The organism is Citrobacter koseri ATCC BAA-895, from assembly GCF_000018045.1.
GTDB lineage: Bacteria > Pseudomonadota > Gammaproteobacteria > Enterobacterales > Enterobacteriaceae > Citrobacter_B > Citrobacter_B koseri.
This window is the reverse complement of the sequence record NC_009792.1, coordinates 4,425,288-4,445,695: the sequence shown is the minus strand read 5'-3', so window position 1 is coordinate 4,445,695 and position 20,408 is coordinate 4,425,288. Positions and strand designations below refer to the sequence as shown.

Sequence of the window (20,408 nt, the reverse complement as noted above, 5' to 3'; positions counted from 1 at the left end):
GCCCGGTAAGCGTAAGCGCCACCGGGCAATCATCACACCCCGTACCCCATCATTTTCAAAAGCCTCTGCGCATGTTGTACGGCGTCCTGACGATGCGCGACGCCGAGCTTCTGATATAAATTGCGAATGTGCGTTTTGATGGTCGTGGCCGCAACCGCCAGCTCGCCGGCGATTTGCTCGTTGCTGTAGCCGGAATAGATCAGCCCCAGAACCTGCCACTCACGCTGCGTTAGCGGGCTGGTGCGGATCAGCTCCGGTACGTCCGGGTGATTTAACAGCCGCTCCACAAAGCCTTCGTCAAAATGGGCGAACTTATGTCGATGGTGCTGGTTAATTTCCCGCAGGATGCGCTGTGCGCGATGTTGTTCAAGCTCCGGCAGCGTATTCAACTGAATCAACTGACGCAGTTGCTGCGCCATCGCTTCGCCTTCAATCACAAAGTGGCTGATGAAACCGGTACGGTTCGCCAGTTGCAGCGCATCAAGCAACACCCGCTGGGCGTCGTTTTTACGTCCGGCCTGCCAGTACAGTTGATTAAGCAACAGCAGGTTACGGTTAAGATCGCTCATTAAACGCAGGCTACGGGCGTTCTCGTTTAGCTCTTCCAGCACAATCTCTGCGGATTCAAACTCACCCAGCAGGATCTGCGCCCTGGCGATATTACGCCACTGGCCTTGCAGGAAGTGGTTGTTGGCAAATTCTGGTTTCGGCGTATGACGCAGCCAGTTGGCGGCGGACTTCTTATCGCCCGTCATCTGCCAGTAAATCACGCGAACCTTATCGGCATTGGAAATCCAGTCGCTGTGATACTGGCCGTTGCCCAGCAGGTTCTCCAGACGGTTCAACTGCGTGCGGGCATTATCCAGATCGCCGCGCGCCAGCGAGCACTGCACCAGCAGCGCCAGACACTGCAATTGCTGCTGCGGCTGGAATGCGGAAAGCACATCAATACCGCTGCGGGCGGAGGCTTCCGCTTCGTCAAGACGCGCCCATGCCCACAGAAGCTGCGCGCGAATGCGCATCAGGAACTCGTGCATCGGCAACTGTTCGAGATGTTGCTCTTTAATCAGCTGGAACGCTTTCTCCTGGGTTTCCCAGGCGGCCTGCAAAAAGCCCTGGGCGAAGAGAATTTCACTTTGTTGGAGCAGGCTCCAGAGGGCGTAATGCCAGACGTCATGATGACGTGACATTTGCTCAGTTTGCTGCATCAACGACAGTGAACGGGAGAGATCGCCTTTACAGTGCAGCACTTCGCCGTGTACGGAGGTGGCGACAATACGGCTGTAAAACCAGGCGATCGGCAGCTCATCCAGCGCCAGTTTTGCCAGCCGTTCCGCTTCATCCGGGTTGCCGTCGTTAATCGCGACCTGAGCGCGCAGGGCGTTAAATTCCGCATGCAGCGTACCGTCCATCATGCCCTGAATTTCTTGCTCAGCGCGCGCCAGCAGAGTATTCACTTCGCTGTAGCGGTGCTGGCTTTGCATCAGCCATGCCTGCAACAGAACCAGCCGCGGGTTTTCCAGCAAACTTTCCCACGGCAGGGCCTTTAATGACTCTTCCAGCAGCGCCAGCTCACTGTGGTTAAACAGCCCCCACGCATGATTCAGCAGGATATCGCGCAGCATATGCGCATCGCCCGCCGCCAGGGCATGGTGAATGGCTTCGCTGGGGAAACCTTGCGCCATCCAGCTTTCGGCGGCAGCGCGGTGGATATCCGGCAGCTCGGTCGCCAGTTCCCACTGGCAACGCTGACGCAGGAAACTGCCAAACAGCGGGTGATAGCTGAACCATTCGCCCGTATCGTCCATGCGTTGCAGGAACAGCCCCTGACGCTCAATCTCCTCCAGACGCATCTGCCCGTTCTCTTCGCCCGTCACGCGCACGATCAGCGCATCGTTCATCGAACGCAGGATGGCGCTTTTCAGCAGAAAATGCCGGGTACTCACGTCCACGTTGTCCAGCACTTCATCGACCAGGTAATCAGACAGATGGCTGGCGTTGATTCCCGCCAGGCGTCGCGCAGACTGGTGCGCGGAGTTATTGTTCTGGCGGGCGGAAAGGGCGATAAGCTGTAGCGCGGTTGCCCAACCGGCGACGTCGTCGCACATCCGGCTGCTCTCGGCGGCTTCGATAGGCGAGGACAGACGGCGGTCAAAGAACTGTTTTGCTTCCTGATGGTTAAAGGCTAATTGCTGGCTGCCGATTTCCAGCAGCTGATCGCGAACGCGCAGATTAGCGATGCCGAGCTGCGGTAAATTACGCGACAGCACGACCAGCGTGAGATTTTCGGGCTGATGGCGCAGGAAAAAGCGCATCGCGTCGTGGATCACCGGGTTTGTGATCAGATGGTAATCATCAATGACCAGATAAAGCGGGCGATGCCACTCAGCCAACTCAATAAAGAGTTGCGCGAAAAGGGAGGTCAGGCTGACGTACTGGCGTTTTTGCACCATGACTTCACTGGTGGAGCAATGCCCGCCCGTTGCCTGCTGAAGCGCGGCAATTAAATAACTGGCGAATCGCTCCTGCTGGTTGTCGCCTTCATCCAGCGAGAACCAGCCTAACTCGTTTTTCCCGGCTGCCCACTGTGAAACAAGCGTGGTTTTCCCATAGCCCGCAGGGCTTGTTACCAGGGCCAGCCTGAAATTGTTCGCGCCGGAAAGTTTAGCCAACAGGCGCTCACGAACCACCGTATGGTCGAGTCGAACCGGACGACTTAATTTAGACGGAATCAACATAGTAATCACTTCACTGTGAGGAAATGGGGAAATGCGATTTTTTTTGCGCTTCGTAATTAATAGATATAAGGTCGGACAGAAACCGGTTTAATGCAAGCTATGCAAGTTTTTTGTGTGTCTGAATTTGCACTCTGTCACAATTCTAAATATCCATTGCAAGAAACGGTTTAGCACGGTCTGAGTGTGCGTGGAGACTGGGATAGTGCCCGATCCTGCCTGCCCCAAATAATGCCATTTCCTCTGTGTGGTTACTGTGCTTTTTAATGAAAGTCAGGAAGTAATGAACTCAGGGAATTATTCAGGAACGGAAATAACTGAATGGGTTTGATATTTCAGGTTAGAAACTATTTCCGCATTTACATATTCACTTTCAATAAACCTCCGCGATTTAATTATTTGTGTCATCGTGCGTAAAACGGCGTGCAGTCGCAGGTATGCTGTGCGGTAATTCGACGTATTCACCGGCAATCCACTACCTTTAAGTGGCGGCGATCACACTTTTATGCTCATCCCCACTACTCCTCCCTGCCTAATCCCGGGTGGGATGAGGAAGGTCAACATCGAGCCAGGCAAACTAACGATAACGTTGTTTTATTACCTGAGGATTCGGAATTTCTATGTCACAGCCTACCTTCAACAAAGATCACTTTCAGGCTGCCCTGATGCGTCAGTGGCAGCGTTTCGGTTTACTGTCGGCTCATGAGATGACATCTCGCCAGTGGTGGCAGGCCGTTAGCGGCGCACTGGCTGAATTGCTCAGCGCGCAACCTGCGGCGAAACCGGCTAAAAACCAGCGTCATGTTAACTACATCTCGATGGAATTCCTGATTGGCCGCCTGACCGGGAACAACCTGTTGAATCTGGGCTGGTATCAGGCGGTGAGCGATGTGCTGAAAACGCACGACGTCAACCTGACCGACCTGCTGGAGGAAGAGGTTGATCCTGCGCTGGGCAACGGTGGTTTAGGACGTCTGGCGGCATGTTTCCTGGACTCTATGGCGACGGTAGGCCAGTCCGCAACGGGCTATGGTCTGAACTACCAGTATGGGCTGTTCCGTCAGTCTTTTGTCGATGGGCAACAGATGGAAGCGCCGGATGACTGGCATCGCGGTAGCTACCCGTGGTTCCGTCACAATGAACAGCTTGATGTTCAGGTCGGTATTGGCGGTAAAGTGACGAAGGACGGGCGTTGGGAACCGGGTTTTGTGATCACCGGGCAGGCGTGGGACTTGCCGGTGCTTGGCTACCGGAACGGCGTCGCACAGCCGCTGCGTTTGTGGCAGGCCGCGCATGCGCATCCGTTTAACCTGACCAAATTCAACGACGGCGATTTCCTGCGCGCGGAGCAGCAGGGGATCGACGCGGAAAAACTGACGAAAGTCCTCTATCCGAACGACAACCACACCGCAGGCAAAAAGCTGCGCCTGATGCAGCAGTATTTCCAGTGCGCCTGCTCGGTAGCGGATATTCTGCGCCGTCACCACCTGGCGGGGCGCAAACTGCATGAGCTGGCGGAGTATGAGGTCATTCAACTCAACGATACTCACCCGACCATCGCTATCCCTGAACTGCTGCGCGTGCTGCTCGATGAGCACCAGCTAAGCTGGGACGACGCCTGGGCTATCACCAGTAAAACGTTCGCCTACACCAACCATACGCTGATGCCGGAGGCGCTGGAGTGCTGGGATGAGAAACTGGTGAAAGCGCTGCTGCCGCGCCATATGCAGATCATCAAAGAGATTAATGACCGCTTTAAGAAACAGGTTGATAAAACCTGGCCGGGCGATAAGCAGGTGTGGGCGAAGCTGGCGGTAGTGCACGACAAGCAGGTGCGGATGGCCAATATGTGCGTGGTCAGCGGCTTTGCGGTCAACGGCGTTGCGGCGCTGCACTCCGATCTGGTGGTGAAGGATCTGTTCCCGGAATATCACCAGCTGTGGCCGAACAAATTCCACAACGTGACCAACGGCATTACGCCGCGTCGCTGGATCAAACAGTGCAACCCGGCACTTGCGGCGCTGCTGGATAAGTCGTTGAAGAACGAGTGGGCTAACGACCTCGATCAGCTGATCAACCTGGAGAAATTCGCCGACGACGCGGCGTTCCGCAAAACGTATCGTGAGATTAAACAGGCGAATAAAGTCCGCCTGGCCGAATTTGTGAAAATACGCACCGGGATTGAAATCAACCCGCAGGCGATTTTCGATATCCAGATTAAGCGCTTGCACGAATATAAGCGCCAGCACCTGAACCTGCTGCATATTCTGGCGCTGTACAAAGAGATCCGCGAAAATCCGAAAGCAGACCGCGTGCCGCGCGTGTTCCTGTTTGGCGCAAAAGCGGCGCCGGGCTACTATCTGGCGAAAAACATCATCTTCGCCATTAACAAGGTGGCGGAAACCATCAACAACGACCCGAAAGTCGGCGATAAGCTGAAAGTGGTCTTCCTGCCGGACTACTGCGTTTCGGCGGCGGAAATGCTGATCCCGGCGGCGGACGTCTCTGAGCAGATCTCTACTGCCGGTAAAGAAGCCTCCGGCACCGGCAATATGAAGCTGGCGTTGAACGGCGCGCTGACGGTCGGTACGCTGGATGGGGCGAACGTTGAGATCGCCGAACAGGTCGGGGACGAGAACATCTTTATCTTCGGTCATACCGTGGAAGAGGTGAAACGGCTGAAGGCCAAGGGTTACGACCCGGTGAAATGGCGTAAGAAAGACAAAGTGCTGGACGCGGTGCTGAAGGAGCTGGAAAGCGGCAAATACAGCAACGGCGACAAGCACGCTTTTGATCAGATGCTGCACAGCATTGGCAAACAGGGGGGCGATCCGTACCTGGTGATGGCGGACTTTGCCGCCTACGTTGCGGCACAAAAGCAGGTGGACGTGCTGTATCGCGACCAGGATGCCTGGACCCGGGCGACGATCCTGAACACCGCGCGTTGCGGGATGTTCAGCTCGGATCGCTCCATCCGCGATTATCAGGCTCGTATCTGGCAGGCAAAACGCTAAGGAAGCGCCATGGAACGCAAACGTCTGGATAATGCCGCGCTGGCGGCGGGGATCAGCCCCAATTACATCAATGCCCACGGTAAACCGCAGTCGATTGGCGCCGAAACCAAACGGCGTTTGCTTGATGCGATGCACCGCGCCACCGCCGCCACGAAGGTGGCGGTAACGCCAGTGCCGAATGTGATGGTGTATACCGCAGGCAAGAAGATGCCGCTGGCGGTAGAAGGCAGCGGCGATTTTAGCTGGCTGCTGACCACCGAGGAGGGCGTACAGCACAAGGGGCACGCCACCGGCGGTAAAGCCTTTACGCTTCCGGCAAAGCTGCCGGAGGGGTATCACACGCTGACCCTGACTCAGGGCGAACAGCGCACGCACTGCCGGATCATCGTGGCGCCGAAACGCTGCTATGAGCCGCAGGCGCTGCTGACCGGACAGAAGCTATGGGGGGCGTGCGTTCAGCTTTATACCCTGCGTTCGGAAAAAAACTGGGGGATTGGCGACTTTGGCGATCTCCAGTCGATGCTGACGGATGTTGCGAAACGCGGCGGCGCATTTATTGGCCTGAACCCGATTCACGCCCTCTACCCGGCAAACCCGGAGAGCGCCAGCCCGTACAGCCCCTCATCCCGCCGTTGGCTGAATGTCATTTATATCGACGTGAATGCCGTTGACGATTTCCGGTTGAGCAAAGAGGCGCAGGCCTGGTGGAACATGCCGGCGACGCAACAGACATTGCAGCGCGCACGGGACGCCGAATGGGTTGATTATTCTGCTGTTACCGCGCTGAAAATGACCGCCCTGCGGATGGCATGGAAAGGTTTTGCGCTTCGTGATGACGAGCAGATGGCGGCGTTTCGCCACTTTGTCGCCCAGGAAGGCGACAGCCTGTACTGGCAGGCGGCATTTGACGCGCTGCACGCGCATCAGGTGAAGGAAGATGAGTTGCGCTGGGGCTGGCCGGTCTGGCCGGAAGCGTATCAGTCAGTGAACTCGCCGGAAGTGAAACAGTTCTGTGAAGATCACCGTGATGAGGTGGACTTTTACCTCTGGTTACAGTGGCTGGCGTATACCCAGTTTGCCGCCTGTTGGGCGGTATGCCAGGGTTATGATATGCCGATTGGCCTGTATCGCGATCTGGCGGTAGGGGTTGCGGAAGGTGGGGCGGAAACCTGGTGCGACCGTGAGCTGTATTGCCTGAAAGCGTCGGTGGGCGCGCCGCCGGATATCCTCGGCCCTCTGGGGCAGAACTGGGGACTGCCGCCGATGGACCCACACATCATCGCCGCCCGCGCCTATGAGCCGTTTATTGAACTGCTGCGCGCCAATATGCAGAACTGCGGCGCTTTGCGTATCGATCATGTTATGTCGATGCTGCGTCTGTGGTGGATTCCTTACGGTGAAACGGCGGATCACGGGGCGTATGTGCATTACCCGGTGGACGCCCTGCTCTCTATTCTGGCGCTGGAAAGTAAACGTCATCGCTGCATGGTGATTGGCGAAGATCTGGGGACGGTGCCGGTGGAAATCGTGGGTAAACTGCGCGACAGCGGCGTTTACTCGTATAAAGTGCTCTATTTCGAGAATGATCATGAGAAGAACTTCCGCGCGCCGAAAGCGTACCCGGAACAATCAATGGCAGTCGCGACGACGCATGACCTTCCTACGCTGCGTGGCTACTGGGACAGCGGCGACCTGACGCTCGGCAAAACGCTGGGGCTTTACCCGGATGAAGTGATATTGCGTGGGCTGTATCAGGATCGTGAGCTGGCGAAGCAGGGTCTGCTGGACGCGCTGCACAAATACGGTTGCCTGCCGAAACGCGCGGGGCATAAGGCGTCGCTGATGTCGATGACGCCGATCCTCAACCGTGGAATGCAGCGTTACATCGCGGACAGCCATAGCGCATTGCTGGGGTTGCAGCCGGAAGACTGGCTGGACATGGCGGAGCCGGTCAATATTCCAGGCACCAGCGACCAGTACAAGAACTGGCGGCGCAAGTTGTCCACGACGCTTGAGAAGATGTTTGCCGATGACAAGGTGAATAAACTGCTTAAAGATTTGGACAAGCGGCGAAAAGCGGCCGCGAAGAAGAAGTAAAAAAAGCCGGGAAATTCCCGGCTTTTTTATGGTGACAACACGTAGGCCTGATAAGCGCAGCGCCATCAGGCAATTCTGGCGCACATTGCCGGATGGCGGCTTTGCCTTATCCGGCCTACAGGCCGTCTCGGTTACACCACCATTCCCAGCAGCAGACACCCAATCAGGCCGCAGACGGAGATAATGGTTTCCAGCATTGACCAGGACTTGATGGTTTCGCCGATGGTCAGGTTGAAATACTCTTTGAACAGCCAGAAGCCTGGATCGTTTACGTGAGAGAAAATGACGCTACCGGAACCGACGGCGATAACCATCAGCTCAGGGCTTACGCCCGTCGTCGCAATCAGCGGCGCCACGATACCACCCGCGGTAATTGCGGCCACGGTGGCAGAACCGAGCGCGATACGCAGTACGGCTGCGATGGACCATGCCATGAACAGCGGAGAAACGTTGGTTTCGTTCATCATGGACGCGATGTATTTGTCTACGCCGCTATCAACCAGTACCTGCTTAAACGCGCCGCCGCCGCCGATGATCAGCAGCATCATCGCGATGATTTTGATTGAGGAACCCAGCGTGTCGTTAATCTGATCCATTGAGCGGCCACGGTTCAGACCGAACGTAAACATCGCAATCAGTACCGCAATCAGCGTTGCCATTACCGGGTCGCCAAAGAACTCAGCAACCGGCAGGAAGGCATGACCTTTTGGCAGCACCATTTCTGCAACGGCGCGCATGGCCATTAAAATAACCGGCACCAGAGAAGTCCAGACGCTGACGCCAAAGCCAGGCATCTCTTCTTCAGTAAAGTTTTTTGCGCTGTACAGACCTTCCGGGATCGGCTTATCGATGCCTTTCAGGAAGCGGGCAAATACCGGGCCAGCGAGAATTACGGTCGGGATAGCCAGAATCGTACCGAACAGCAGGGTTTTACCCATATCGGCGTGGAAGATCGTGGCGATAGCGGTCGGGCCCGGGTGCGGAGGCAGGAAGCCGTGGGTAACGGACAGCGCTGCCGCCATCGGTACGCCGACATACAGCAAAGGAATGCTGGCCGCCGCTGCGATGGTGAATACCAGCGGCAGCATCAGCACGAAACCCACTTCATAGAACAGTGCGAAACCTACCGTGAAGCCGGTTAATACCACTGCCCACTGGATGTGTTTTTTACCAAATTTGGCAATCAGCGTGGTCGCGATGCGCTGTGCGCCGCCGCAGTCTGCCAGCATTTTGCCCAGCATGGCGCCGAAACCCATAATCAGGGCGAGGCTACCAAGAGTACCACCAACACCAGCTTTAATAGAGCCAATGACTTTATCCAGCGGCATTCCTTGCATCAATCCAACAGCAAGTGCCACCAGGACGAGAGCGATGAAACCGTTCATTTTGAAGCGGATCATCAGGAGTAATAACAAAATTACACCGATAGCGACGATGACTAATGGCATGATTTACCTGGCCTTTCATTTGTTATGGGTAACGTCGGTGTGTCGACGAAAAATTCCGCTTGCCCCAACCGGGAACAGAAGCGTAACGGCACCAACACTGATTGACTTTAACACTATCTGGTTTAGTCGGCTGTTATGGGGATGTTTGGTGCCCATATGAATGATACGGGTAACATATAGCGATTGAGAATCACCCTGGCAGGCAAAATTTAAATTATGAGAGGCAGGTCATGTTATCGAAGGGGAAAAGCGGAAGATATCATCACGCCGGATGGCGGCGTAAACGCCTTATCCGGCCTACGGGATATGCATTGTAGGCCCGGTAAGCGACGCGCCACCGGGCAGAATCTTAGTAGTAAGAGTGCTCGCCGCGCTGGTGTTCGGTCAGATCGCGAACGCCTTTCAGCTCAGGGAATTCATTCAGCAGCTGCTTCTCGATCCCTTCTTTCAGGGTCACATCGACCATCGAGCAACCGTTACAGCCGCCGCCAAACTGCAAAATGGCGTAGCCTTCGTCGGTGATCTCCATCAGAGAGACGCGACCGCCGTGACCGGCAAGCTGCGGGTTGATCTGCGATTGCAGCATGTACTCCACACGTTCCATCAGCGGCGCATCATCAGCAACCTTACGCATTTTGGCGTTTGGCGCTTTCAGCGTCAGCTGAGAACCCAGCTGATCGGTGACGAAATCGATCTCGGCATCTTCCAGATACGGCGCGCTCAGTTCATCAACATAAGCGGTCAGCAGGTCAAATTTCAGGGCAGTGTCGCTTGCTTCCACGGCGTCCGGCGGACAATAAGAAACGCCGCATTCAGCGTTAGGCGTACCGGGATTGATCACAAATACGCGGATTTGTGTCCCTTCTTCCTGATTTGCCAGCAGTTTGGCAAAGTGCGCTTGTGCAGCATCGGAAATATGGATCATAGTAATGGCCTAATAGTTGACTATTTTACTTGGTTATAATACGCCCATCATCGAGGCTCTACAAGGTTCGACACAGGCACCATACCTGGACAGTCGCCGCGCCGTTGCGCAAAAGCAGCTGCGCGATCTCCGCGACGGTACTTCCGGTAGTGACGACATCATCCACAATGACCATATGGAGTCCCTGTACCGGCAATTCAAGGCGAAACGCATTTTTCAGGTTATGTTTGCGCAATCGGGCGCTGAGATGGTGCTGAGTGGCGGTGGCGCGAAGGCGCGTGACGCTTCGGCTGTCCCAGCCGCAGCCCAGCCAGCGCGCCAGGGGGCGACACAGCAGATCGCTTTGGTTAAATCCCCTGCGCCAGTGACGGCGCTGCCAGAGCGGCACGCTGACTAAGCGATCCGGTAGCGGAAGCGTCGATGCGCGGTGCGCGTGTAAGACTTCCAGCAACAGCAGGCGTGAAAGGGCGGCGGCGACGTCGCTGCGGCGAGAGAATTTTAGCTGGTGGATAAGTAAACTTAATGGCGGTACGTAGTCGCTGACCGTCACCAGACGCTGCCACGGCGGGGGTTTTTGCAGACAACGCCCGCAGGGAATGGCGGCGTGCGCAGCGGGTAATCCACACTGCGGGCACAGGCTGACGCGGCGACGCGCCGCTCTCGTGCAAACCGAACAAATCCCCCAGTGACTCAACGCCAGCGGCATTCGGCATAGCCAGCATAATCCCGGTACTGTTAGCATATGTTCATCCTTGTTAGCCAAAAGAGAACAGTAACTGATGAATGACATCTGGTGGCAGACTGAAGGTCAGGGAAATTGCCATCTTGTGCTGCTGCACGGATGGGGACTGAATGCGGAAGTCTGGAATTGCATTCGTGAGGAACTCAGCGCGCATTTCACGCTGCATCTTGTCGATTTACCCGGATTTGGCCGCAGCCAGGGTTTTGGCGCGATGTCGCTGGAGCAGATGGCGAAGCATGTGCTGAAACAGGCGCCTGATAAAGCCGTCTGGCTTGGCTGGAGTCTGGGAGGGCTGGTGGCGAGCCAGGTGGCGTTAACCCATCCTGAACGCGTTCAGGCGCTGGTGACCGTCGCGTCATCGCCCTGTTTCAGCGCTCGCGAAGCGTGGCCGGGTATTAAGCCGGATATCCTGGCGGGATTTCAACAGCAGCTCAGCGAAGATTTCCAGCGTACGGTGGAACGTTTTCTGGCGCTGCAAACGTTAGGCACCGAAACCGCGCGTCAGGATGCCCGCACGCTGAAAAGTGCCGTGCTGGCGTTGCCGATGCCGGAGGTTGCGGTACTGAACGGTGGGCTGGAGATATTGAAAACGGCCGACCTGCGCGAGCCGCTTAAATCGCTGACCATGCCGTTCCTGCGTCTGTATGGTTATCTGGATGGTCTGGTGCCGCGCAAAGTCGTGCCGATGCTGGATGCCGCATGGCCGGAGAGTGAATCGCAGGTGTTTGCAAAGGCCGCCCATGCGCCGTTTATTTCGCATCCCGGCGAATTTTGTCAGGCGTTGATGGCGTTAAAGCAGAAGATATAATTATTGTCTATGCAGTGCCGGATAGCGGCGTAAACGCCTTATCCGGCCTACAGGTTAGCTACCGTTCGCCATCCGGCATAACGTTAACGCAACGTCCACCACTCCCGGAGACAGGCTTTTCCTTCCGGGCAGCTTTTGCAGCTACCGGACAGGCAGCCGTCGGGATCTTCCTGAATCCGCACGGCCCTGCCCATATTCTCCAGCTGATTCAGCATCGCGTCGATCATCGGCTGCGGCGTATGCAGCGTGCGGCTAATCTGCATTGCCTCCATACGCCCCTGCAAAGCCAGTAAATCACGAACCTGAATAAGTGACGCCATTGTTCTCAACCTTAGTGACAGTTACCGGCAGGGCTTGCGCAGCAGGCGCTGGCCGTTTTACGCGTCGCCAGCAGTTCGATATCCACCCGGCTACGGGCGCGCCGTAACAGCCCCAGCACCACGATGTTAAACAGGATGACCGCCAGAATGCAGACCAGGCTATAGGTCGGATGCTGGCTAAAGCTTGCAACCTGATAGAACAGGGTAGACAGCGAGTAGGCGATATTCAGCCCCCACAGAATCGAGAAGCTCATCCAGCCGCGGCTGGATTCACGCGCGATAGCCCCCATCACCGAGATGCACGGTACATACAGCAGAACGAAAATCAGATAGCTGTATGCGGCAGCGGCGCTGCCAAACTTCGCGTCCATCACGCCCATCGCCCCGGTCGCCATTTCACCGTCGCCTTTGCTGGCTTCGATTGGGTTAGCCAGTACGCTAAGGCTGAAGGTGTCTTTCAGGCTTTGCCAGGTTTCATCGACCGCGCCCAGCAGCTCGTCGCCGAGATGGAAGTCAGCCGGGTTAAACTCTTCTTCCTGAATATTTTCAGCGGTATAGAGGGTGTTCAGCGTCCCTACCACCACCTCTTTCGCCATTGCGCCGGTGAACAGGCCAACGGTCGCCTGCCAGTTATCTTCATGAACGCCAATCGGTTTAAAGACAGGCGTAATCACGCGGCTGATGGACGCGAGCGCAGAGTCGTTGATGTTATCGACGATTTTTCCGCTCAGGGAGAAGCTGTTAAACGCGCTGAGGAAAATACTGACGATGATGATGACCTTACCGGCACGCAGCACAAAGCCTTTCAGGCGTTGCCAGGTCTGGATCACCAGGCTTTTGATGTGCGGCACATGGTAGACCGGCAGTTCCATCACGAACGGAGAGGCTTCGCCGCGCATAATCGTGTGTTTAAGCATCAGGCCGGTCAGTACCGCCATCACGATACCCAGCACATACAGCGAGAAAACCGCCAGCGCGCCGTTTTGCCCAAAGAACGCGGCGGCAAACACGGCGAAAATCGCCAGACGTGCGCCGCAGGACATAAACGGCGCCATCATAATGGTCATCAGGCGTTCACGCGGCGCGTCCAGGGTACGGGCGCCCATCACGGACGGGACGTTACAGCCAAAGCCGACAATCAGCGGCACGAACGATTTACCCGGCAGCCCTAGTGCCTGCATCAGACGGTCCATAACGAACGCCGCGCGCGCCATGTAGCCGGAGTCCTCCAGGAAAGAGAGAAACAGGTACATCATGCCGATCTGCGGCACCAGCGGCAGAACGGTATTGATACCGCCGCCCAGCCCCTGCGCGAGGAAAATGGTGAGCCAGTCCGGGAAGTGCAGCGTGTAGCCGATCCACTGGATGCCGTGAATAAAGAGCGCCACGGAACCCACGTCGAACAGCGGTTGCAGCGCGCCGCCAATGTTAATGGCGAGCAGGAACATCAGGTACATGACGAACAGGAAAATCGGCAACCCGAGGAAACGGTTCAGGATGACCTTATCTACCGCTGCGGTGAAACGGCTGGGTTCCGCCGTCAGGGTGTTGCTGACCACGTCGCAAATCGCGGCGATGCACTGATAACGCGCATCAGCGATGTGTAGCGCCGGGTCATCCATCTCTTTGCTCAGGCGAGTGAGCGACGCCTCAAGGTTTTGCGCGGCATTACCGGCGTAAACGCGGCTGTAGATATCGCCTTCCAGCATCTGCAAGCCCAGCCAGCGGCGCTGTTGCGCCGGCATATCCGCCGCCATGACGTCGGCCAGCGATTCGGCCTCGCGCAGCAACGGCCGGGCATAATGTACCAGCTCAACGTTTTCGTTTTCTTTATAGCGATCGATAGCCAGTTTCAGGGCTTCAATCCCACGGCCGCGCGTGGAAACCAACGGCACAACCGGGCAACCAAGGCGTGCGGACAGCGCGTCGATATCAATGCGAACCTGCTGTTTCTCCGCGATGTCGAGCATGTTGAGCGCCACAATGCAGGGAATGCCCAGCTCAAGCAGTTGCAGCGTCAGGTAGAGGTTGCGCTCAAGGTTAGAGGCATCCACCACGTTGATCAGCAGGTCTGCGTCGCCGCTCAGAATGTAATGGCAGGCGATTTGCTCATCGAGGGAAGTTTGTGACGAAATGGTGGTCAGTGAATAGGTGCCGGGTAAATCGACCAGCGTGACCTGATGGTCGGTTGTTGCGAACTGACCTTCTTTGCGTTCAACGGTAACACCCGCCCAGTTCCCCACACGCTGACGCGCGCCGGTGAGCTGGTTAAATAATGTTGTCTTGCCGGAATTTGGATTACCAATTAAACCAATGGTTAATTTTTTCATTTTTATAGACTCACCGAATTAACAGGAAACCGCTTCCACTTCTAATAACGCCAGATCTTTCTTACGTAATACCAGGCTCACGCGGCGAGTTTCGATATGAATAGGATCGCCTAATGGGGCGACGCGCACTACGTTAAATGAAGAACCTGGCAACATGCCGAGTGAAAGCAGTTTCTGACGGTATGCCGGGCTGATTTCATGGGAAAAGCCGGTAATTTTCCACGCCGTGTCTGGAATGAATTGCATAGGGGGCCTACTTGTTTCTCGCTAACTGGACGTATACCTCATGCGCGCTCAGAAGGCGGCATAAGACCAGATGATTAGCCAACGAAAGAAAGATTAAATAATCAACAAGACAATGATAATGAGAATGGTTTTTATCATCAATGATTAAAATGTGACGGAATGTAGAAATGGATAATAAATTGAGTCAGTTTTGACATGGCTCAACATTTATTCGTCTTAAAAAGAACGTGTTGATTTAAACATTATTCAGCGTTGCTAATGTTTAATTAAGGTTTCATCTGTTAATGAATTGATAATTACCAGTACTGGCAACAGGCGGGTAATGAATTAAGCAATTTAATTCGTAAGATTTAATTGTTAATTTCAAATATAACGGCCGGATGGCGGTATAGATACCTCATCCGGCCTACAAGCATAAGGCTTGATTAGCGTTTTTTACCCATTGCGGCCGCCAGCGCGTCCATCATGGCGCTGTTGCCCGCAGGCTGCGCATCACGACCACGCGGCTTCGCCGCTTTTGCCGCCGGGCGGTTGCCCTGGGCGCGATCGTTGCCGCCGCCGCGACGGGCGTTGGTTTCACCCGGCTGCTCGTCCAGACGCATGGTCAGCGCGATGCGCTTACGTTGCAGGTCAACCTCCAGCACTTTCACCTTCACGATGTCGCCCGCTTTCACCACGGTGTGTGGATCTTCGACGAACTTATTCGACAGGGAAGAGATGTGCACCAGACCGTCCTGATGTACGCCGATATCCACAAACGCGCCAAAGTTGGTGACGTTGGTTACGGCGCCTTCCAGAATCATGCCCGGTTGCAGATCGTTCATGGTTTCTACGCCATCAGCAAACTGCGCGGTTTTGAACTCTGGACGCGGGTCGCGGCCCGGTTTTTCCAGCTCTTTGATGATGTCGGTAACGGTTGGCACGCCGAATTTGTCGTCGGTGAAATCCACCGCTTTCAAATTGCGTAGCTCGCTGCTGTTGCCCATCAGCGCTTTCAGCGCCTGTTGGGTGGCGGCAAGAATACGCTCGACCACCGGGTAGGCTTCCGGGTGAACGGTAGAGGCATCCAGCGGGTTATCGCCGTGGTTGATGCGCAGGAAGCCCGCGCACTGTTCAAAGGCTTTCGGCCCCAGACGGCTCACTTTCAGCAACTGCTGGCGGTTCTGGAACTGACCGTTTTCATCACGCCAGGCGACGATATTCTGCGCCATCATGCGCGTTAAGCCTGCCACGCGGGTCAGTAACGGTACGGACGCGGTATTGAGATCGACGCCGACGGCGTTTACGCAGTCTTCCACAACGGCATCCAGCTTACGGGCAAGCTGGGTCTGGCTGACGTCGTGCTGATACTGGCCGACGCCGATGGATTTCGGATCGATTTTCACCAGCTCTGCCAGTGGGTCTTGCAGACGACGGGCGATAGAGACCGCGCCGCGCAGCGAAACGTCCAGATCCGGGAACTCCAGCGCCGCCAGCTCGGAAGCGGAATACACCGATGCTCCGGCTTCGCTGACGATCACTTTCTGCGCCGTCACTTTCGGGAACTGTTTCTGCACGTCGAGGAAGAAGCGCTCGGTTTCGCGCGATGCCGTGCCGTTACCAATCGCCACCAGCTCAACGTTGTGTTTTTCGCACAGCGCGGCAACCGCCACCGCAGCTTTAGCTGCCTGACCGGTATGTGGATAAATGGTGTCGGTGGCGACCAGTTTACCGGTGCCGTCCACTACAGCGACCTTCACGCCGGTACGCAGACCCGGATCGAGACCCATAGTCGCGCGCAGGCCAGCAGGCGCCGCCATCAGCAGATCGTGGAGGTTGCGGGCAAAGACGTTAATGGCTTCATCTTCCGCGCGTTCACGCACGGTGCCCATCAGTTCGGTTTCGAGATGCATCAGGACTTTTATACGCCATGTCCAGCTCACCACGCCTTTGCGCCAGCTATCCGCCGGAGCGTTGTTCAGACGCAGGCCGAGGTGATCCTGGATGATCTGCTCGCAGTGGCTCTCTTTGGGCGGCTCATCGAATTGCGGGTCGGCATTCAGCGACAGTTGCAGCACGCCTTCGTTGCGGCCACGGAACATCGCCAGCGCACGGTGTGAAGGGACGGTGGCGATTGGTTCGTGATGATCGAAGTAATCTCGGAATTTCGCCCCTTCCTCCTCTTTGCCGCTTACGACGGTCGCGACCAGGTGGGCGTTCTTCCACAGATAATCGCGCACTTTCGCCAGCAGCGCCGCGTCTTCGGCAAAACGCTCCATCAGAATATAGCGCGCGCCATCAAGGGCTGCTTTGGCGTCCGCCACGCCGTTGTCAGCGTCGATGTATTTTGCCGCTTCCGTTTCCGGGGTGTGGGACGGGTCTGTCCACAGCAGGTCGGCCAGCGGTTCAAGTCCGGCTTCGATGGCGATTTGCCCGCGCGTGCGACGCTTGGGTTTGTAGGGCAGGTAGAGGTCTTCGAGTTCGGTCTTACTTAACGTGCCGTTGATGGCGTTAGCCAGCTCATCGGTCAGCTTGCCTTGCTCGGAAATGGACTTGAGAATGGCCTGACGTCTGTCTTCCAGTTCACGCAGATATCCCAGACGGGTCTCCAGATTACGCAATTGCGTGTCATCCAGCCCGCCGGTGATCTCCTTACGATAACGTGCGATAAACGGCACGGTGTTCCCTTCGTCAAGCAGGCGAACGGCAGCGTCTACCTGTTCGGCGCGTGCCTGAATTTCACCCGCGATAATGCGGCAGAAAGAATCATTCATCATGGATTTAGTTTCATCTGAGTAAAAAATCAGGGGATAGTTATACGGATTGACTGGCAAAATTGCCAGTCATCAGCGGGGGCTTCGGATTGTTCCGGCGCTATTTTACGTATTCGATCTCATTAACGTACCAGCTGGCCTCGCCGGCGGGCGTGTGTACTACCGCGAGATCGCCCACTTCTTTTTTCAGCAACGCCCGCGCCATAGGCGAGTCGATGGAGATGTAATCCTTACGACCGAAAATTTCATCGTAGCCGACGATGCGAAAGCGGCGGATATCGCCCTCATCGTTTTCGATCTCCACCCACGCGCCGAAGAACACTTTGCCTTCCTGCTGCGGGGAATAATCGACGATTTTCAGGTTTTCCATGCATTTGGTCAGATAACGAACACGACGGTCGATCTCACGCAGGCGCTTTTTATTATACTGATAGTCAGCATTTTCGCTGCGGTCCCCAAGACTCGCAGCCCAGGTCACTTTTTTGGTGACTTCCGGGCGCTCTTCCCGCCAGAGATAATTCAGCTCGTGTTTGAGTTTTTCGTACCCTTCCCGGGTAATCAGGGGCGTTTTCATCTCGTTGATTTACCTTTGACTATTTGGCGATGCGCACAATACGTATTACGTGATCGCCGCAGCAGAATAAATAATGTGTCGCAAGATTAATTGTATACTTAAGCTGCTGTTAAATATGCTTTGTAACAATTTAGCCTGGAATTTATACCAGAATTCGCTGGTGACGAACGTAAGCTTTTTTAAGAATACACACATTCAATTGTTGCGAACCTTTGGGAGTAAAACAATGCAAGAGAATTATAAGATTCTGGTGGTGGATGACGATATGCGCCTGCGCGCGCTACTGGAACGTTATCTGACCGAGCAGGGCTTCCAGGTTCGAAGCGTGGCAAACGCCGAGCAAATGGATCGTCTGCTGACCCGTGAGTCCTTCCACCTTATGGTACTGGACCTCATGCTGCCTGGCGAAGACGGCCTGTCAATTTGCCGCCGTCTGCGCAGCCAGAGCAACCCTATGCCGATCATCATGGTGACGGCGAAGGGCGAAGAAGTGGACCGCATTGTGGGTCTGGAGATCGGTGCCGACGACTACATTCCGAAGCCGTTCAACCCGCGTGAACTGCTGGCGCGTATTCGCGCTGTGCTGCGCCGTCAGGCGAACGAACTGCCGGGCGCGCCTTCGCAGGAAGAAGCGGTAATCGCTTTCGGTAAGTTCAAGCTGAACCTCGGCACCCGCGAAATGTTCCGCGAGGACGAACCGATGCCGCTCACCAGCGGTGAATTTGCGGTACTGAAAGCGCTGGTCAGCCACCCGCGCGAACCGCTCTCCCGCGATAAGCTGATGAACCTGGCGCGCGGTCGTGAATACTCTGCGATGGAACGCTCCATCGATGTGCAGATCTCCCGTCTGCGCCGCATGGTGGAAGAAGATCCGGCGCATCCGCGTTACATTCAGACCGTCTGGGGCCTGGGCTACGTCTTTGTACCGGACGGTTCTAAAGCATGAGGCGAATGCGCTTCTCTCCGCGAAGTTCATTTGCCCGCACGCTACTGCTCATCGTCACCTTGCTGTTCGTCAGCCTGGTGACGACTTATCTGGTGGTGCTGAACTTTGCGATTCTGCCGAGCCTCCAGCAGTTTAATAAGGTTCTGGCCTACGAAGTTCGTATGCTGATGACCGATAAGCTGCAACTGGAGGACGGCACGCAACTGGTGGTGCCGCCTGCGTTCCGCCGGGAAATCTATCGTGAGCTGGGGATTTCTCTCTATTCCAACGAGGCTGCCGAAGAGGCCGGGCTGCGTTGGGCGCAACACTATGAATTCTTAAGCCATCAGATGGCGCAGCAGCTGGGCGGCCCGACGGAAGTGCGCGTTGAGGTCAACAAAAGCTCGCCGGTGGTCTGGCTGAAAACCTGGCTGTCGCCCAATATCTGGGTGCGCGTGCCGCTGACGGAAATCCATCAGGGCGATTTCTCCCCGCTGTTCCGCTATACGCTGGCGATTATGCTGCTGGCGATAGGCGGCGCATGGTTGTTTATTCGTATCCAGAACCGACCGCTGGTCGATCTTGAACATGCCGCGTTGCAGGTGGGGAAAGGCATGATTCCGCCGCCGCTGCGCGAGTACGGCGCGTCGGAGGTGCGCTCTGTGACCCGCGCCTTCAACCATATGGCGGCGGGTGTGAAGCAACTGGCTGATGACCGTACCTTGCTGATGGCGGGCGTGAGCCATGATTTGCGCACACCGTTGACGCGTATCCGCCTGGCTACCGAAATGATGGGTGAAGAGGACGGCTATCTCGCGGAGTCCATTAATAAGGACATCGAAGAGTGCAACGCCATTATCGAACAATTCATCGATTACCTGCGTACCGGTCAGGAAATGCCGATGGAGATGGCCGATCTGAATGCCGTGTTGGGTGAGGTTATTGCGGCGGAAAGCGGCTACGAGCGGGAAATTGATACTGCGCTGCAACCGGGCAGTATTCAGGTGAAAATGCATCCGTTGTCGATTAAACGCGCGATCGCCAATATGGTGGTCAACGCCGCCCGTTATGGCAATGGCTGGATCAAGGTCAGCAGCGGTACGGAACCGCATCGCGCCTGGTTCCAGGTTGAGGACGATGGGCCAGGCATTAAGCCGGAACAGCGTAAGCACCTGTTCCAGCCGTTTGTGCGTGGCGACAGCGCGCGCAGCACCAGCGGCACCGGGTTGGGTCTGGCGATTGTGCAGCGTATTGTGGATAACCATAACGGTATGCTGGAGATTGGCTCCAGCGAGCGCGGTGGGCTTTCTATTCGCGCCTGGCTGCCGATTCCGGTCGCTCGCGTGCCGGGTTCAACGAAAGACGCATAAGAAAAGGGAGGCGAAATGCCTCCCTTTTTATTTCTCAGCGCCCGGTGGCGCTACGCTTACCGGGCCTACGACAGCGTGTGCTCCGTAGGCCGGATAAGGCGCAGCCGCCATCCGGCGTGTT

General features: G+C 56.0%; 14 protein-coding genes. 5 read left to right on the top strand and 9 right to left on the bottom strand.

The window, feature by feature from the left end; genetic code table 11:
- Positions 1 to 32: 32 nt before the first annotated feature.
- Positions 33 to 2,738: an HTH-type transcriptional regulator MalT gene (gene malT / locus CKO_RS20655; protein WP_012135526.1), complete on the bottom strand. Its 2,706-nt coding sequence runs from the start codon at positions 2,736 to 2,738 to the stop codon at positions 33 to 35.
- Between the two features lie 617 nt (positions 2,739 to 3,355).
- Between malT and malP the strand changes: the two genes are divergently transcribed.
- Positions 3,356 to 5,749, top strand: a complete 2,394-nt coding sequence (gene malP / locus CKO_RS20650) for a maltodextrin phosphorylase (protein ID WP_012135524.1) — start codon at positions 3,356 to 3,358, stop codon at positions 5,747 to 5,749.
- Between the two features lie 9 nt (positions 5,750 to 5,758).
- Positions 5,759 to 7,846 (top strand): 4-alpha-glucanotransferase, encoded by a 2,088-nt coding sequence (gene malQ / locus CKO_RS20645; protein ID WP_012135523.1) that lies wholly within the window; start codon positions 5,759 to 5,761, stop codon positions 7,844 to 7,846.
- A 131-nt stretch (positions 7,847 to 7,977) separates the two neighbouring features.
- Here the strand turns inward: malQ and gntT are convergent, their stop codons facing one another.
- The 3 genes from gntT to gntX form a co-directional block, all read right to left on the bottom strand.
- Positions 7,978 to 9,294, bottom strand: coding sequence for a gluconate transporter (gntT, locus tag CKO_RS20640; protein WP_012135522.1), 1,317 nt, complete (start codon positions 9,292 to 9,294; stop codon positions 7,978 to 7,980).
- 349 nt (positions 9,295 to 9,643) lie between these two features.
- Positions 9,644 to 10,219: a Fe-S biogenesis protein NfuA gene (gene nfuA, locus CKO_RS20635; protein ID WP_012135521.1), complete on the bottom strand. Its 576-nt coding sequence runs from the start codon at positions 10,217 to 10,219 to the stop codon at positions 9,644 to 9,646.
- Between the two features lie 58 nt (positions 10,220 to 10,277).
- On the bottom strand, positions 10,278 to 10,961 hold the full coding sequence (gntX, locus tag CKO_RS20630) for a DNA utilization protein GntX (RefSeq protein WP_024131016.1): 684 nt from the start codon (positions 10,959 to 10,961) through the stop codon (positions 10,278 to 10,280).
- A 37-nt stretch (positions 10,962 to 10,998) separates the two neighbouring features.
- Here gntX and bioH point away from each other — a divergent pair, with 37 nt between their 5' ends.
- Positions 10,999 to 11,769: a pimeloyl-ACP methyl ester esterase BioH gene (gene bioH / locus CKO_RS20625; protein ID WP_012135519.1), complete on the top strand. Its 771-nt coding sequence runs from the start codon at positions 10,999 to 11,001 to the stop codon at positions 11,767 to 11,769.
- 83 nt (positions 11,770 to 11,852) lie between these two features.
- Here the strand turns inward: bioH and feoC are convergent, their stop codons facing one another.
- The 5 genes from feoC to greB form a co-directional block, all read right to left on the bottom strand.
- Positions 11,853 to 12,089: a [Fe-S]-dependent transcriptional repressor FeoC gene (feoC, locus tag CKO_RS20620; protein WP_012135518.1), complete on the bottom strand. Its 237-nt coding sequence runs from the start codon at positions 12,087 to 12,089 to the stop codon at positions 11,853 to 11,855.
- Positions 12,090 to 12,100: 11 nt separating this feature from the next.
- Positions 12,101 to 14,419 carry a Fe(2+) transporter permease subunit FeoB gene (gene feoB / locus CKO_RS20615; RefSeq protein WP_012135517.1) on the bottom strand — a complete coding sequence of 773 codons (2,319 nt, stop codon included), beginning with the start codon at positions 14,417 to 14,419 and terminating at the stop codon, positions 12,101 to 12,103.
- A gap of 18 nt (positions 14,420 to 14,437) precedes the next feature.
- Entirely contained in the window at positions 14,438 to 14,665 is a 228-nt protein-coding gene (gene feoA / locus CKO_RS20610) for a ferrous iron transporter A (RefSeq protein WP_012135516.1), read from the bottom strand.
- 425 nt (positions 14,666 to 15,090) lie between these two features.
- Entirely contained in the window at positions 15,091 to 17,421 is a 2,331-nt protein-coding gene (locus tag CKO_RS20605; RefSeq protein ID WP_012135515.1) for a Tex family protein, read from the bottom strand.
- Positions 17,422 to 17,518: 97 nt separating this feature from the next.
- The gene (greB, locus tag CKO_RS20600; RefSeq protein WP_012135514.1) at positions 17,519 to 17,992 is read right to left on the bottom strand and encodes a transcription elongation factor GreB; all 474 of its coding nucleotides are present in this window, start codon (positions 17,990 to 17,992) and stop codon (positions 17,519 to 17,521) included.
- Positions 17,993 to 18,218: 226 nt separating this feature from the next.
- On the opposite strand from greB, the gene ompR reads away from it, so the two are divergent.
- Together ompR and envZ are read left to right on the top strand one after the other, a co-directional pair.
- Positions 18,219 to 18,938 carry an osmolarity response regulator transcription factor OmpR gene (gene ompR, locus CKO_RS20595; protein WP_001157751.1) on the top strand — a complete coding sequence of 240 codons (720 nt, stop codon included), beginning with the start codon at positions 18,219 to 18,221 and terminating at the stop codon, positions 18,936 to 18,938.
- A complete protein-coding gene (envZ, locus tag CKO_RS20590) occupies positions 18,935 to 20,287 on the top strand; it encodes a two-component system sensor histidine kinase EnvZ (RefSeq protein WP_012135512.1) in 1,353 nt (450 codons plus the stop codon). Before ompR ends, envZ begins: the two co-directional genes overlap by 4 nt.
- The last annotated feature ends 121 nt before the right edge of the window (positions 20,288 to 20,408 follow it).

Coding starts and splice junctions, on each gene's coding strand:
- malT (WP_012135526.1), bottom strand. CDS start 2,738: ATGTTGATTCCGTCTAAATTAAGTCGTCCGGTTCGACTCGACCATACG.
- malP (WP_012135524.1), top strand. CDS start 3,356: ATGTCACAGCCTACCTTCAACAAAGATCACTTTCAGGCTGCCCTGATG.
- malQ (WP_012135523.1), top strand. CDS start 5,759: ATGGAACGCAAACGTCTGGATAATGCCGCGCTGGCGGCGGGGATCAGC.
- gntT (WP_012135522.1), bottom strand. CDS start 9,294: ATGCCATTAGTCATCGTCGCTATCGGTGTAATTTTGTTATTACTCCTG.
- nfuA (WP_012135521.1), bottom strand. CDS start 10,219: ATGATCCATATTTCCGATGCTGCACAAGCGCACTTTGCCAAACTGCTG.
- gntX (WP_024131016.1), bottom strand. CDS start 10,961: ATGCTAACAGTACCGGGATTATGCTGGCTATGCCGAATGCCGCTGGCG.
- bioH (WP_012135519.1), top strand. CDS start 10,999: ATGAATGACATCTGGTGGCAGACTGAAGGTCAGGGAAATTGCCATCTT.
- feoC (WP_012135518.1), bottom strand. CDS start 12,089: ATGGCGTCACTTATTCAGGTTCGTGATTTACTGGCTTTGCAGGGGCGT.
- feoB (WP_012135517.1), bottom strand. CDS start 14,419: ATGAAAAAATTAACCATTGGTTTAATTGGTAATCCAAATTCCGGCAAG.
- feoA (WP_012135516.1), bottom strand. CDS start 14,665: ATGCAATTCATTCCAGACACGGCGTGGAAAATTACCGGCTTTTCCCAT.
- CKO_RS20605 (WP_012135515.1), bottom strand. CDS start 17,421: ATGATGAATGATTCTTTCTGCCGCATTATCGCGGGTGAAATTCAGGCA.
- greB (WP_012135514.1), bottom strand. CDS start 17,992: ATGAAAACGCCCCTGATTACCCGGGAAGGGTACGAAAAACTCAAACAC.
- ompR (WP_001157751.1), top strand. CDS start 18,219: ATGCAAGAGAATTATAAGATTCTGGTGGTGGATGACGATATGCGCCTG.
- envZ (WP_012135512.1), top strand. CDS start 18,935: ATGAGGCGAATGCGCTTCTCTCCGCGAAGTTCATTTGCCCGCACGCTA.